Origin of the sequence: Legionella sp. 227, assembly GCF_043161935.1 — a bacterium.
In the GTDB taxonomy this organism is placed as follows: domain Bacteria; phylum Pseudomonadota; class Gammaproteobacteria; order Legionellales; family Legionellaceae; genus Legionella; species Legionella sheltonii.
In genome coordinates this window covers 3,244,636-3,259,052 of record NZ_CP171154.1, presented here as the reverse complement: position 1 = coordinate 3,259,052, position 14,417 = coordinate 3,244,636, and the positions used below count along the sequence as shown (strand labels likewise).

Below are 14,417 nucleotides of genomic sequence, written 5' to 3'. Positions count from 1 at the left end.
ATCCAGGCCATTTTGACTCAGTCTTATGAGTTGCCAACAACCTCAACGGAAGATATTTAAGTTCAAAAAAAGAAAATGGATTGTATGTATGAGAAACTCGTTGTATTGTAGTTTAATTCAGGATTCACTATTTTAAAAGGCATTATTTTGTTGATTGAACGACAATTAAAACAATATCGCGCCCTGAATAAATGGTTCCAATCACCCCTGGGGCTTTTTGCAGCCCATGAGTTTTTAGTTAATCTTGAATCTGAAAGTGATTATTCACATGGCGATACATTACTGCAATTAGGCAATTGCGGCGATAACATTTGGCTAAAAAAATTCAATTACACTCATAAATGGATTGCTTCTCCTTTTTTATTGGCTGATAAAGTGCAAATTAAATGTGCTTTAAATCAACTTCCACTTGACCGTAATAGTGTGGATTGTATTATTGCCCCACTTACTCTGGAGCCTTTTAGTAACAGCTTGAGTCTAATCGATGAAATCGATCGCGTTCTTAATCCCATGGGCTTTGTTGTTTTATTAAGTATTAACCCTTGGAGCCTTTGGGGTGGGGCAATAAAAACTGGATTATTACATTGTTATAGCGATCAAAAAGTTAAAATGAGAACCCCATTCAACATAAATCGAATTTTTTTACAAAGAGGGTATAGACAGTATTCTTTAAGTAATTTTTGTTATATCCCGCCAGTCAATAACTCATCACTAATTAAAAAATTTACTTTTCTGGATGAAATAGGCAAGATGCTTTGGCCTTTCCCTTCAGGATTTTATTGTTATATTGCTCAAAAATATCAGGCTATACAACCTAATTTGCAATATAAACCAGTTGAAGAGCCGATAAAAGATTATCAGGCTCCTTTGCAGCCTGTTATTTTTTCTTCCCAAGTATCTAATTTGCGTCGATCAGATAAAATCAAATGATGTATGAATAGCTCAGATGGCATATCAAAAACTTGAGAGAACGATCAAGTGTTAAGCCCAGGTATAAGATATTCTCAATTTGGACACCCCTTGATCCAGAGTGGTCATTTATATGGAATGTTATTTCTGATCCTTGGGTTTGGGTGTTGTATTAAACGGATTTGGGCTTTTCATCTCTCCTAGAGTAGGAGATTCTGTTTCTATGGAGTCAGTCGATTGACTTCTTTGAGTGACTGTTGCGTCGAAGGTTTTTAAACTATCCATTAGTTGTTTTTGACCTGAACTGCCAAAAGGTACTTGATTGATACCTTCTTTTATTGCGCTGCCTATTTCTTTTTGACTTCCCTGATAGAGTTCACCATTTCCAGAAGAATACACATAATCATCTTTAGGGACAAAAGCAATGTCTCTTATAAATGCAGCACTCAATGGGTTCATACCACCACAACAAAATTGCTGACAATTTTTTGCCTCATCATCATAGAATTTTTTTTTCTGTTTCTCATCGCGAAAAGAAAGAATTGGAGGGAACTCCATCAGTAGCGCATTTCGCTGCTGTTTGATATGCTCATCCCTTTCCTCATCAAGAACATTGGATCGATAATGATCGATTAAAGGAGATTGCTGTTTGCCGGGAACTAGATTTTGAAAAAAAATCATTTCATTAAATTGGATAGGTTGTTCCTGCTTGTTTTGTGTCATAGTATATTATCCCCAATAAACTCTTAATAATTTAAAGGTTAGCATTTATAGGATGAAATGCGAGTTCAGACGCTAATTAACTCATGTTAATTTAATTTGAACAGTGTCCCCTTATTTTTGTATACTTCGCTTTGTCATAAGAACAGGTTAATTTTATGAATAAAAAAACAATATTCAGAATCACTTTTGCTAATCAAGAAGCAATTTATGAAATTTATGCACGCTCTGTTAAAGAAAGTGATATGTTTGGGTTTCTCGAGGTTGAAGAACTGGTGTTTGGTGAACAGACTGCATTGGTTGTTGACCCTTCTGAAGAACGATTAAAAATTGAATTTAACGGTGTAAAGCGGACATTTATTCCCATGCATTCAATTTATCGTATTGATGAAGTGACAAAACAAGGAACAGCTAAAGTTAAAGATAATCCAGGTTATGGAAGTAAAGTTAGCCCTTTTCCTGGCACAGGAAAAATAAAAGATTAAATGAACGTTCCCTTATATCCCACTCTTTGTCCCAAGGATTCAAATAATGACTATTCCAGATAAAATTAAAAAAGTGTATGAGAAGTCAACTTGCTTGTTTACTACAAATGAAGTTGAAGCTGCTCTTGATCGTATGGCGATAAATATACATAAAGAATTGCAAGAGCAAAATCCAGTCCTTCTTTGTGTTATGGTAGGTGGCTTAGTTCTTTTAGGCAATTTATTGCCACGTTTGGACTTTCCGCTAGAAGTAGACTATGTCCATGCAACCCGTTATCAGGGCGAGACAACGGGAGGCGATATCGTGTGGAAAGCGAAACCTTCGGCTAATTTAAAGGGAAGAACTGTTCTTGTGGTTGATGATATTCTTGACGGTGGCATCACATTAGCTGCAATTATTGATGAAGTAAAAAAACTGGGCGCGGAAAAAGTATACAGCGCGGTTTTGGTTGATAAATATAGGAAGCGCGTTGTAAATGGTCTTCAAAAGGCTGATTTTGTCGGTTTACAAGTAGAAGATCACTATATTTTTGGTTATGGAATGGATTATAACGAATACTTGCGAAACGCACCGGGTATATTTGTTGTGCACCCAGAACATGAATAGCTAAAACTGCAAATGAACTACATAATCGAGCTCGCATAGAGCTCGATTTTCTCATACTGAACTCTTTATTTTCTTTAAGATAACAAAGTTATAAATATCAACTATACTCATCTTATATGAAATGTATGGGCATGTGACATGTGATGAAGACTTTATTCACAGAACACCCGTATTCTGTTAACAAAATTTGTATTCAACTTATATTTTTTGCAGCAAAAGCAGGCTGCAAATCAATTCCCAGATGTTGTGCTGTTTTTTTCCATAAGCTTTCTTCTTTTATTTTTAATAGGCCCGCTTCCTTATTTTTAAAGGGAGTTCATTATGGGGCAATTTAAGTTAGCTAGAGTCCAGACTACCAAAGATGCTAAGGATTTTATTCGAGTCAATGTGAAAATAAACAAAAATAATGCTGATTACATCCGCCCCTTGAATAAAGACATCGATGATGTATTTGATCCACAACGGAACAATACATTTCGACATGGGTGGATTCAACGTTGGATTTTACGTGATACACGGGGTGAGCTTGTTGGTCGAATTGCCGCTTTTATTAATTTGCAATATCAAGTTATTGCGGGTAATTATTTAGTAGGGGGAATTGGCTTTTTTGACTGCATTTACGATCATCAAGCTGCGAAAATTCTTTTTGATGCGGCAAAAGACTGGCTTCAATTCCAGGGGATTGAAGCCATGGATGGGCCGATTAATTTCGGAGAACAAGACAGATGGTGGGGATTATTGGTTGAAGGTTTTCAGAACCCACCCTACCTTACGAATTATAATTTACCTTATTATCAAGAATTGTTTGAAGCATACGGATTTCAAGAGTTTTATCATCAATTAGGTTATAGCATCGCTTTAGATACATCCTTAAAACCAATCTGGCATAAAATTAATTCTGAATATGAAAATAATCCTGACTTTTCGATTCAACAGATTGATACAAATAACTTCAAAAAATTTTCCTATGATTTTACAAAGATGCTTTATGTAGATAAACTGGATTTAGGGCTTAATGGACCAGTTGAGTCTGATCTTGTAATTGATATGCTAAGAAAAATGTTGCTATTTGGGAATAATCCACTGGTTTTATTAGCTCAATATCAACAGCGTCCAATAGCTGCATTGTTTTCTATTCCAGATTTAAATCAATTAATTAAATATTTAAATGGGAAGTTTGGTATTGTACAAATTGTGAAACTGTTTTGTTTGAAACATTTTAAACCCTGTAACAAAATAATGGGTTTAATTTATGCCATCATCCCAGAGTTTCAAAAAACAGGAATTACTGTTTACTTAACTATCGAATTATTAAAGAAAATAAATAAATCTCCAAAATTTAGGTACACGGAGTATGAAATGAAATGGATTGGTGAAGTTAATCATAAAATGCATCAACAAATGGAAAATATTGGTTTAATGCATAAAAATAGAGTGCTTACAACATACAGATATTTATTCGATAAAAGCAAAACGCTTAAATCTTCTCCACTAATCATTTAATTGAGATTCAAGCAAGCAAAGGAGCTAAAAAGATGCGATCTGCTGTGGTTACTGGTGTTTCATCTGGAATTGGATTTGCTATTGCTCAAGAGTTAGTTACTCATAATATTCGCGTTTTTGGAAGTGTTCGTAATGAAGAGGATGCATTAAGAATAACAAAAGAGCTGGGTACTCTTTTTGTTCCTCTTCTGTTTGATATAACTGATGAAATGGCAGTTAAAAAAGCAGCACAAGAAGTTCGTACACAATTACAGGGAAAAAAACTTTGGGGATTAATTAACAATGCAGGCGTTGCTGTTGTTGGCCCATTGACCGAATTGCCCCTTGATGCGTTTCGCCGTCAATTTGAAGTAAATGTTATTGGGCAAATTAGGGTAACCCAAGAGTTCATCTCTTTGCTTGGAGCCGATAAAACACTGGAAGGAGCCCCGGGTAAAATCATCAACATAGGATCTATATCCGGTACAATTTGTAGGCCTTTTTTTGGTCCCTATTCTATTTCAAAATATGGAGTGGAAGCATTTTCAGATACTTTGCGCATTGAATTGATGATTTATGGTATTGATGTAGTTCTTATTAGACCGGGAATGGTCGATACTCCCATTTGGCATAAAAATGAACATCAAGTCAGTGAGGATACGCTGAGTCAGTCTATTTATGGGAAGTCTCTTCTAAAATTTAAAAGCTATATTTATCATAAAGTAGAACTCTCTGCTTTACCTGCTAAAAAAGTAGGCGAGCTTGTAAATAAAATTTTATCTAACCCACATCCTAAAACGAGTTATGTTTTGGTTCCTAATCTCTTCGCAGATTGGATATTGCCCATGTTATTACCTAAACGTTTTATGAATAAAAAAATTGCAGAAGCACTTGGTTTTTTAAAAGACAATGGAATTAAATAATACATTGCCCCTGTGTAGGCTTAAGTTCAGAAAACTTAAGCAGTTCATCTCATTGACGAAAATGCAAGTTCTGATTCAGGACTTTCAGATTTTCTTTTGATATCATTGCTCATTTAATAACCTTGGTAACAAACTATATGAAACTTGCTTTTTTTATTAGTAGTGCTGGAGATACTGACTTAGCATTAAATACGATCAGAGTCCTAGAGTCTCACGGTAAACATGAGGTTTTACTGATTTCATTAACTAAAACCGCACAGGATCGAGTCGCTGTTTTTAAATCAAATTTAGTATCGACTAAAATATCATTACCCGAATTAATTAATACTGAAAATAACTCTTTTGCAGTGAGTAACTGCAATGAAGAGCAACTTAATAGGGTAATAAAATACTTGGAAATGGAGAAGGTTGAGCAAGTATATTGTGGTGTTCCCTCGGTGAGCAATAAAGTTCCTTTTCAAATCGCATCGGCATTAGAGGATGTGCCTGTACTTATGGCTTATGAGTTTATGTTTAAGCCAGATAACCATGACCTATGGGATTTTTTACCTACTCTAAAAAACAAGCCAAATGTGCAATGGGCTTTGCCATTGGAGCAGGCTGTAGCAGACTTCCAAATTGAAGACAAAAGTAAAATACATATTGTTGGCCATCTGAGTATTGACAATGCCCTTGCCATAAAACCCGCAGTGAATGATACAGATCTTGAACAGAGATTAGATGCAGAACGAGATCGAATTCAGAAGACACGGAAAACTTTGCAAATCACTGAAGTAAATTCATTTGCTTTTGTAAGTAGTACTACTCAGCCCTTGGCAATTGATAGTACTTTTTTAAACAGTTTACTTGATGTACTTCCCAAGCATCCCAATATGGAAGTTCGTCTTGGTCTACACCCTGGTATTGAAAATCTCGATGCTTATTTAATAGAAATAATTGAGGTTTATAAAAAACATCAAGATGCATGTAAGAATCAATTTAAAATTATTTTAACAAGTAGTTTATTTGAAAAACTTAAAAAACCTGAGTTGACTGTAACTAATCCTGAGTTTGAGCATGTTTTTATAAGGGCCAATGTCACTGGTAATGAAGCTGCCGCAGCTGCTGAGTATGTAGCCCAGGCTGTTCCAGGTGCTTTATTAAATCAGGGGGTATTAGAAGGAAAACCAGCTTATACTCATTTTGGGAAACCTTATCTTCCAGAAAAATATTTTTCTAGCACTATATCGGCTTTTTTTACTGCAAAACGGCAACAAGAGCGAAGTAAAGATGAATTGGGGTTAGATAAGAAAACTGCCCCTGAGTGTTGTGCTGAAGTTCTTTTAAAATTATAAAATCTTAATTATAAGTTCCCTTTCCCAAAAGTAGGTAAGAGACCGGAGTGAGGATGATGCAATCTCTCCCTCATCCGCCCCTGCGGGCACTATCTCCCCATAGGGAGAAGGGTACATTTTTACCTTAATGAGGTGGAAAAATTCGATAGAGTCGCTGGTTAAGAGATCCCCTCTTCCACAGTGGGAGAGGGGCTGGGGTGAGGGTGATGCAATTATCCCCTTATCCGCCTTGCGAGTATTTTTCTCCATACAGAGAATTCAATGTAGAGATGGATTAGCACTTTGTCTTAATTATCGTACGAACAAGTTTTTTCTTCTTCTTTATCCAAAACCCCTGAATTTGCTGAGGTGGAAGGACAAAAAAACATATGTTGTATGGGAATAGGTGGATCAGCCTTCCGCTTGTCCAACCCCTTTTTTGCCATGTTTCTCACATCATCAGTTGTCGCATGAATACTCATGAATTCTAATTGACTTAACATCATTTGCTGTCTTTTCTTATCGTACTTCTCCCAACCATTGAATTCTTCAGCCACCCGGGCAGCTAATGTTGGATTAATTTTTTCCAATTTTAGGATGACGTCAACGATTAATTGATAGCCTTTTCCTGAAGCAGCATGAAAACCATAAGAATTTTTAATGAATGTGCCAAGTAAAGCATATACTTTATTGGGATTAGATAAATCAAAAGCGGGATGTTGCATTAACTGTTCCACAAGTTTTACAACATGCTCTGAGTGTGCTGCTGTCTGCACATTAAACCAATAATTAATAGCTCCGGCATCCCCTTGCCAGTAATCATAAAAACGTTGTAAGAGGTTGCCCGATTGGCTGCAATTATTGTTGATAAGCAAAATAAGCGCAGAGAGGCAGTCGGTCATGTTTTTACCCAGGGAACTATTGAATTGTTCTATTAAAGAACTCTCTGTTTTTTCAGGTTGTACAGAAATTAAATAGGTATGACAAACCTGCTTTAAGCGTCTTATGCCAGCAGACACGATATCAAATGATTTAAAAGGTGAGTTGTTGGATGCAGGTAATTTATCTAGATTGTTTTGCATTAACAAAATATCGTTCTTTAATTCTTTTGCAAGCTGGACTTGAATAAGCCGACGTGCTTCTGCAATTTTTTCAAAATCCTGGTCTTGCAGGTTGGAAAATAAAATTTCTTCTGTAGGTATGGATATTAGTTCGGCAAAAATCCAATGATTTAATGAACTAGATGCCTCGAGGATTAATTTTCGATAGGTGTTAAAAAAAGCAGGGGTGAGTTTAAGCGAATTACCCAAGCAATATTCCTTAACCATCTTGGTGATCAATTTATTTGCTGCCTCACAACGATTATATAAATTGCTGTCATGTTGCATTAATTGAAGAAGCTGTTCTGAATTATATTCAAATTCAAGTTGAACAGGAGCCGAAAAGCTGCGTAATAATGATGGAGTAGGGCGTAAATCCACATGATTGAAGTGAAATTCCATTTCAGGCTTATCAATTATTATGGTTGTATCACCCTGAATTTCTTTTCCATCTTTATCGAGTAATCCGACAACAACAGGTATCGGTCTACCTTTCCCATCCTTGGTTTTAAATTTTAATGTATAACATTTTGAATTTTCATCATACTCATCAGTAACCATTAATTGAGGAATACCGGATTCAGTAAACCAGGACAAGAAAGAGCCCATATTTTTACCCGTTGATTCACTCAATGAGTCCAATACTTCTTCCAAAGTTACGGCACCACCATCATTAGTTTTTAAAAATTGGGTCATTCCTTCATAAAAACTTTTTTCACCAAGAAATAGCATCATCATGCGAAAAATATCAGCACTTTTTTCATAAGCAGCGGCGGTATACAGACTTCTAACATTGGTGTATGTATTTTGCCTTGGAGCACGCTCATCAAAATTTTTTCCGTCTAACATCCGAATTAAGTCGGTTCCAAATAAGCGTTCCCGAAACATGGCTGCTCGAAACGTAGTTAAACCTTCTTTAAATGGCAAATTAAACCACTCGCGGATGGTTACTCGATCACCTGACCAATAATGAAAATATTCATGAGCAACAACCTCTAAGACACGGAGAAAATCAGCATCAGTTCGAGTTTCGGGTGTGGCAAATAAATTTGCAGTATTGAATAAATTTAAGCCAGTCGGTTCTGAAGCACCTGAAGCATATTTATCGACGCCAGCTACCATATGTTGTGGTAATTCACATTCCAGATTAAAGACCTCTTCTTCCCAACGCATTGCTTCTTTTAAAACTTCTTTAGCGAAATCACATTTTGCGGTAGCGGCAGGGGGTACATAAAATTCAATTGGTAATTCACGCTCAGATCGGGTTTTGAAATAAGCTACTGATTTTTGTAGTTTTCCAGCAACCAAGGCAAAAAGATAACTCGGTTTGGGAACTTTATCCAGCCAGGTTACGCTGTGTAACCCATTATCGAGATTGTTTTTTCCAATGAGTGATCCATTGGAAAGTAATACGGGATAGTCTTCCTTTTTAGCTATAATTGTTGTTTTGTAGGTGGCTAAATTATCAGGCCGATCATGACAATAAAGAACACGACGTAGTCCTTCGGTTTCAGCTTTAACCAGAATTGTTCCCTCTGTTTCATATAAGCCAAAAAGATCCGTATTCTCCCCTAAACGAGTCACTGTTTCGAGTGTAAACGCGCGACCTTGGGGGATGTTTTTGATAATTATGGAGTCTTTTGTTATTTCATAGTCGTCTTGAGACAGTTTTTTACCATCGAGTAAAATAGACTCTAAGAGCATATTTTCTCCATCCAACTCAAGATCTACCGAGTGAGATGAAGATTTGGGATTGGGCTCAATAGTTAATAATGCTTTGGATTGAATTGGACTTTTAGAGAGATCAATCTCCAAATCTACGTGTTTAACGAGATATTCAAGAACCTCATAATCACTTAACCTAAATATCCCAGAATGATTTTTCATGAAAACTCCCTAATTCATGGTATAAGGAGCAACAATATAAGATCAAAATGTTTATTTCAACAGAAATGATTTTTAAGTAGAAAAACTCGTTTCATGTAGCGCTTTTTTTTGAAATTCTTCTGTGCTCTCTTCATTAACTTGCATGTAAACGGGTACATGTTGTTTGGATTGGGTAAATGGATTATGCTCAGCATCCCAAGGAAGAAAAGCCTTCATATCATTGAAATAGCAAAGTTTGGCTTCAGCAATTTTTAATGGAAGTATCGTTTTTTCGAGAATTTCATTGAGTTCTCTAGTTATCTCCGCTTGAAGTTGTTCCGAAATCTCTATAGAAATTATCTTATTAGATCGTGAATAAGCCAATGTAATATGAAAGATCTTAGGAATTGTTTCCTCAATACTCAAAGCTTTTGCTATTTCTTCAATTTGTGTGACATGCTCTCTGGGTAAATTTACAGCAAGTGAAATTGTCCGACCAATGTTGACTTTCATCTTTTCAATGGAAGGGGTGATAGGAGTTTTTTGAAGAGCTTGTTTTATTTTTTTGTAGTGAGACAAGTTATTAGTAATAAATTGCTCCCATATGCCGCCTACTTGTTGTTCCGTCTCTAAACTCATTGTGGTCATATGATAACTATTGGCAGGTAGGGGAGAAAAATGCTGCATAATCAAAGGATTATTTTTTAAGGCTTTATGGATAGTTTCACAAAATTCTTTATGTTCAGGATAGCAGGCGGATACCACTGTAACCCCTGGAAATAGTGCATATTCACCACGCGCGTCAACTTTACTTAATCGTCTATGTTCCTGTTTGTTTTGCATTGTGAACATTTTAACAGCCCAAATTAAGGTTAAATGGATATTACCATGAATTATGTCCAATGCAAAAAATGTAGTTCATATTTAATCTATAATGATTATATAGAGAACTAGTACAGCGCATCTAATATGATATTAGATAATAGAAACAGAGAGTTACTATGGCATCGAAATTGAAAGAAATAGAAACTACCCAAGAGTTTGAGAATAAACGCCTTGATGCACTTCAGTCATTAAAAATTATGGATACGGGTCCAGAAGAAAGTTATGACCGATTGGTGCGTCTTGCAATTGATTTATTTAATATACCCATTTGTTATATCGCGTTTCTTGATGAAAAAAGGCAATGGTTTAAATCGCAACACGGTTTAAAGGTAAAACAAACCCCCAAAAACATTTCTTTTTGTAATGTAACAATAAAAAAACATGAACCATTAATTATTAGCGATGCATTAAATGATGAACGATTTGCCAATAGCCCTTTGGTACAAGAGGCGCCTCATATTCGTTTTTATGCGGGCGTGCCTCTGACCGATCCAGAGGGTTATAATGTGGGTACATTTTGTTTGGCTGATACTTCTCCAAAACAATTGGACTCAAAACAATTAGAGCTTTTATTAAATTTAGCTCATATAGCCAAAGATCAGTTAAGCCTCCGTAAGACAAACTTTTTATTACAAAAAATAAAAAGCCAACTTGAAGTACGAAATAAATTAATTCGTAAAGTATTTAGTTTTTATATGTCAGATGATGTAGTAAATACCATTCTTAAATCCCCTCATAATCAAAAATTGGGAGGATATGAAAATAAAATAACAATTATGTTTAGCGATTTAAGAAATTTTACTCCTTTATCGGAAGCAATTCCTGGTGAAACGCTGGTTTCTCTTTTAAATAACTATTTCAGTAAAATGGTCCCGGTCATAGAAAAATATCAAGGCATTGTTGATGCGTTTATTGGTGATGCCATTATGGTCATTTTTGGCGCACCATATTCTTCAGAAAATGATTCCCTTCGTGCGATAGCCTGTGCCTTAGAAATGCAACAGGTCCTAAAAAAATTGAATCACGCTAATAAAAAGAAAAATCTGCCGCAGTTAGAAATGGGGATAGGGATTAATACTGGGGTTGCCGTTGTGGGGAATGTGGGTTCCAAAAAGCGAATGCAATACAGTGCGATAGGTTCATCCGTTAATTTATCATCACGAATTCAAGATCTCAGTCTTGGCGGTCAAATATTAATTTCTGAATCTACTTATAAGGAAGTTGTAAATGACATCGAAATTAATGGGCATCTACGAGTCAAAGTTAAAGGAATCCAGTCACCGATAACTATTTACGATGTATCACAGTTAAAATCGATGGAAAAGAAAGTTTAAATAATTGCTGAAAGTCATCCCGAACAAAGATGAAGTATTTTCTTGGCGGAACACAAGTCGCTTTTGGGAATACCTCATTCAAAAGATCCCTTCTTCGTAAGACCTCACGTGGCTTTCAGATCATGTACAGAAAACCACGTGCGCATTATTATATTGAGGGCCCTTGGATGTTTTCTGCTGATTCACTTATTTCACTTGATAAACCATTTGGAGTAATTCCCCATGGTTTTGCAGTAGAGCGTCTGATAGGTAACCCGCCTTTATTTAAAATATCACTAACCAATGTAGTACAATTATAGACTTGGCTATCATTTTCTTTTTGCGTTATTTTTCTGCGATACAGTTCAACATCAATTGGATCTTGATTGACAAACGCAGAGCTGTCTTTAAAAAATCCAACAAGATTAACATTAGGTAGTAGTTGATAGCCTACCTTTCCTGTTTTTACTTTGTCTTGAGTTTTCTTAATATGTTCACTCATTACAGAAGTATTTAAATTTTCGAAATGATAAACATGATCTGGGGCTAATGGTTTTGTATCTTCAATTGGTTTTACCTGTATCGGTCTATCTGTATCAAGGCTTGTATTATTCGATGTCCCTAAGGTTTCCATATCATCAGACAAATTGGTCGCGATGTGTGCTGGTAAAGGGATTACAGATGTGAATCCTGTAGATGGGATACTATCAGGATGAATACTTGCATATTCCCCAGGATCTTCATCTTTCATTTTTGGCTTTGAACCGCCAACTTGTATTGCAGCATGCCCAACTTTGCTAGCTGTCATATTCCAAATAAAAACCCATGTATCTCGTGTAGGCTCAGTTGGTTTTTTTTCTTCTAGTGGAGTAGTCGGGTTTAAGTTTGCAGAATTACTTTCCATATCTTTTTTCAAATTTGAATTAGGGAGGGAAGTATTTGCACTATCATTTTTTTTAGATCTGAGAAATGAAAACATAACAATCCTTTTATTAGAGAAATTACCTATTTAGCATTGAGATTATAGGCAGGTATTAAATTTTAAATCAAGTGGGTATTTAATGTACACCATATTTAATCTTTATTAAATATGGTGTATTGGTTTGATATTATAACTTGAAGTCACTGCAATGTTCTTTCATAAATGATTCTTTATCTACTTTAGAAAAACCATGTTTTTCTAACGCTGGAGTAAATAAGGTTGGTATTGTAGGATTTTCAAAATCATAACCTGCACTTTTGAGTACATGGGTTACCGAACTAGCGCAATTATCTACTTTAATTTTCGGAACTTCTGGATGATTGTCATCATACACATGGAAACCACATATATCTTCAGAGGGATAACAACCCGTTTCTTTCTTAGATTTTTCTATTACTTTTTGTGAGCCTGCAGCTCCGTGAAGTAGATGCTTGAATCCATTCACTAGTGGATTGGCTTCCCCAAAAACAGAGTATGTTGAATGACCTTTGGTTACGTCTTTAGTGAACTCATTTTGCCCCTTTTTAGCACCTTTAAATTGTTCTTTAGTCACTGAAGTAGTCAAAATGTGAGTTGCTTCTTCTACATCTTGCTTATGATCTGGGGCGAGTTGTCCTGACACAGGGATCGAGCCAAAGGTCATTCCATTAATAATACTTCCGAAGAAGCCAGGATAAAAACTTGTGGTACGAATTTCTGTTTTACCTTCTTTTTTCTTGATAAGCAGTGCAGTGACGTGTCCTGGGCCATTTTCTTGATTAGTATCTTTGACACAGACAGCAACATGATATTCTGCTTTAGGTTGCTCAGGTTTAACTTGTGGTGTTGTAGTAGTTTGTTGTTGTGTTTCTTTTTTAGAGAACATTTAAATAACCTCATATTGTCTAACATACGAGGCATCCATACCAAATATTAAAATCACTTTTATTCTGTATTATACGTATCAATTATTAACAAAATATTAATTAATAGAATAAATTATGAGCAACAGTTGAATTAAAACAATCCATCGATTTTGGTCTGCTCCCTATTGCCTAAGCAATTAGAATGAGGAGCAAGTAATGTACTCTTAATAAGGAACTCACCAAAGCAAGTGATGAGGCAACAGGGGAGGCATTTGTGCATAATGCGGCAGCACGAGCGCCTCTTGCATCAATAGAAATATTTATCGGATCACTCAAGCGCTGCCGACAGAATGGGGAGTGTACTCACCTAATGTGTTTTGCTTTTCGCCAGCATTTTGTTGGTGAATGCAATTGCTAAGGCTGAAACAAGTAGCGTTAAATGAATGATGACTTGCCACATTACAGAGAAGTTGCTGAGTTTATTGGGATCAATAAACGTTCTCAATAGATGAATCGATGATATGCCAATTAATGAAAGAGCAAGTTTTACTTTCATTGCTCCTGCATCAAGATGATCAAGCCATTCAGGTTGGTCGGGATGTGAGTCAAGGGAAAGAGGCGAAACAAAGGTTTCATATCCTCCCAAAACAACCATAATAAGAAGATTGGCGATCATCACTACATCAATTAAGTCCAACACACCAAGCATAATGAGGGTATCATCAATGTTATTGAGATGGGTTATTAATTCAAATAATTCATGGACAAAACGATATACATAAACAGCCAGTATTAGAATAAGACCTAAATATAAAGGAAGTTGTAACCATCTTCCCATAAAGATAAACTTACTTATGCCTTTTTTTAGATTATTCATAAAGCTTACACCATTTTTTATTAAAAACTCTTTTTACAACACGCTCGTCATTCCGAGTGAAATGAGAGCCCCCCATGAAATAGCACGACGTCATAGTTGAAGCTCCCACG

The 14,417-nt window shown here is 35.9% G+C and carries 14 protein-coding genes; 8 read left to right on the top strand and 6 right to left on the bottom strand.

What is annotated here, in order from left to right:
• Positions 1–147 precede the first annotated feature (147 nt).
• On the top strand, positions 148–930 hold the full coding sequence (locus ACF8MK_RS14175; protein ID WP_392537201.1) for a methyltransferase domain-containing protein: 783 nt from the start codon (positions 148–150) through the stop codon (positions 928–930).
• A 120-nt stretch (positions 931–1,050) separates the two neighbouring features.
• Here the strand turns inward: ACF8MK_RS14175 and ACF8MK_RS14170 are convergent, their stop codons facing one another.
• Positions 1,051–1,632: a hypothetical protein gene (locus ACF8MK_RS14170; RefSeq protein ID WP_392537200.1), complete on the bottom strand. Its 582-nt coding sequence runs from the start codon at positions 1,630–1,632 to the stop codon at positions 1,051–1,053.
• 155 nt (positions 1,633–1,787) lie between these two features.
• Here ACF8MK_RS14170 and ACF8MK_RS14165 point away from each other — a divergent pair, with 155 nt between their 5' ends.
• From ACF8MK_RS14165 to ACF8MK_RS14140, 6 genes are all read left to right on the top strand, one after another.
• Positions 1,788–2,114, top strand: a complete 327-nt coding sequence (locus ACF8MK_RS14165) for a DUF1820 family protein (protein ID WP_265704781.1) — start codon at positions 1,788–1,790, stop codon at positions 2,112–2,114.
• Positions 2,115–2,160: 46 nt separating this feature from the next.
• Entirely contained in the window at positions 2,161–2,721 is a 561-nt protein-coding gene (locus ACF8MK_RS14160; RefSeq protein WP_265704782.1) for a hypoxanthine-guanine phosphoribosyltransferase, read from the top strand.
• A gap of 143 nt (positions 2,722–2,864) precedes the next feature.
• On the top strand, positions 2,865–3,056 hold the full coding sequence (locus ACF8MK_RS14155; protein ID WP_392537199.1) for a DUF6356 family protein: 192 nt from the start codon (positions 2,865–2,867) through the stop codon (positions 3,054–3,056).
• Positions 3,043–4,224 (top strand): hypothetical protein, encoded by a 1,182-nt coding sequence (locus ACF8MK_RS14150; RefSeq protein WP_392537198.1) that lies wholly within the window; start codon positions 3,043–3,045, stop codon positions 4,222–4,224. Before ACF8MK_RS14155 ends, ACF8MK_RS14150 begins: the two co-directional genes overlap by 14 nt.
• Before the next feature lie 32 nt (positions 4,225–4,256).
• Positions 4,257–5,126 carry an SDR family NAD(P)-dependent oxidoreductase gene (locus tag ACF8MK_RS14145; RefSeq protein WP_392537197.1) on the top strand — a complete coding sequence of 290 codons (870 nt, stop codon included), beginning with the start codon at positions 4,257–4,259 and terminating at the stop codon, positions 5,124–5,126.
• Between the two features lie 137 nt (positions 5,127–5,263).
• Positions 5,264–6,460 carry a hypothetical protein gene (locus ACF8MK_RS14140; protein ID WP_392537196.1) on the top strand — a complete coding sequence of 399 codons (1,197 nt, stop codon included), beginning with the start codon at positions 5,264–5,266 and terminating at the stop codon, positions 6,458–6,460.
• A gap of 287 nt (positions 6,461–6,747) precedes the next feature.
• On the opposite strand, the gene pepN is transcribed toward ACF8MK_RS14140, so the two are convergent.
• Together pepN and ACF8MK_RS14130 are read right to left on the bottom strand one after the other, a co-directional pair.
• Entirely contained in the window at positions 6,748–9,426 is a 2,679-nt protein-coding gene (gene pepN, locus ACF8MK_RS14135; protein WP_392537195.1) for an aminopeptidase N, read from the bottom strand.
• Between the two features lie 72 nt (positions 9,427–9,498).
• Entirely contained in the window at positions 9,499–10,257 is a 759-nt protein-coding gene (locus ACF8MK_RS14130) for a DUF1868 domain-containing protein (RefSeq protein ID WP_392537194.1), read from the bottom strand.
• Positions 10,258–10,406: 149 nt separating this feature from the next.
• On the opposite strand from ACF8MK_RS14130, the gene ACF8MK_RS14125 reads away from it, so the two are divergent.
• Positions 10,407–11,624, top strand: a complete 1,218-nt coding sequence (locus ACF8MK_RS14125) for an adenylate/guanylate cyclase domain-containing protein (RefSeq protein WP_392537193.1) — start codon at positions 10,407–10,409, stop codon at positions 11,622–11,624.
• A gap of 148 nt (positions 11,625–11,772) precedes the next feature.
• On the opposite strand, the gene ACF8MK_RS14120 is transcribed toward ACF8MK_RS14125, so the two are convergent.
• From ACF8MK_RS14120 to ACF8MK_RS14110, 3 genes are all read right to left on the bottom strand, one after another.
• Positions 11,773–12,582, bottom strand: a complete 810-nt coding sequence (locus ACF8MK_RS14120; protein WP_392537192.1) for a hypothetical protein — start codon at positions 12,580–12,582, stop codon at positions 11,773–11,775.
• 130 nt (positions 12,583–12,712) lie between these two features.
• On the bottom strand, positions 12,713–13,450 hold the full coding sequence (locus ACF8MK_RS14115; protein WP_392537191.1) for a hypothetical protein: 738 nt from the start codon (positions 13,448–13,450) through the stop codon (positions 12,713–12,715).
• Between the two features lie 347 nt (positions 13,451–13,797).
• On the bottom strand, positions 13,798–14,307 hold the full coding sequence (locus tag ACF8MK_RS14110; protein WP_392537190.1) for a TIGR00645 family protein: 510 nt from the start codon (positions 14,305–14,307) through the stop codon (positions 13,798–13,800).
• Positions 14,308–14,417: the final 110 nt, after the last annotated feature.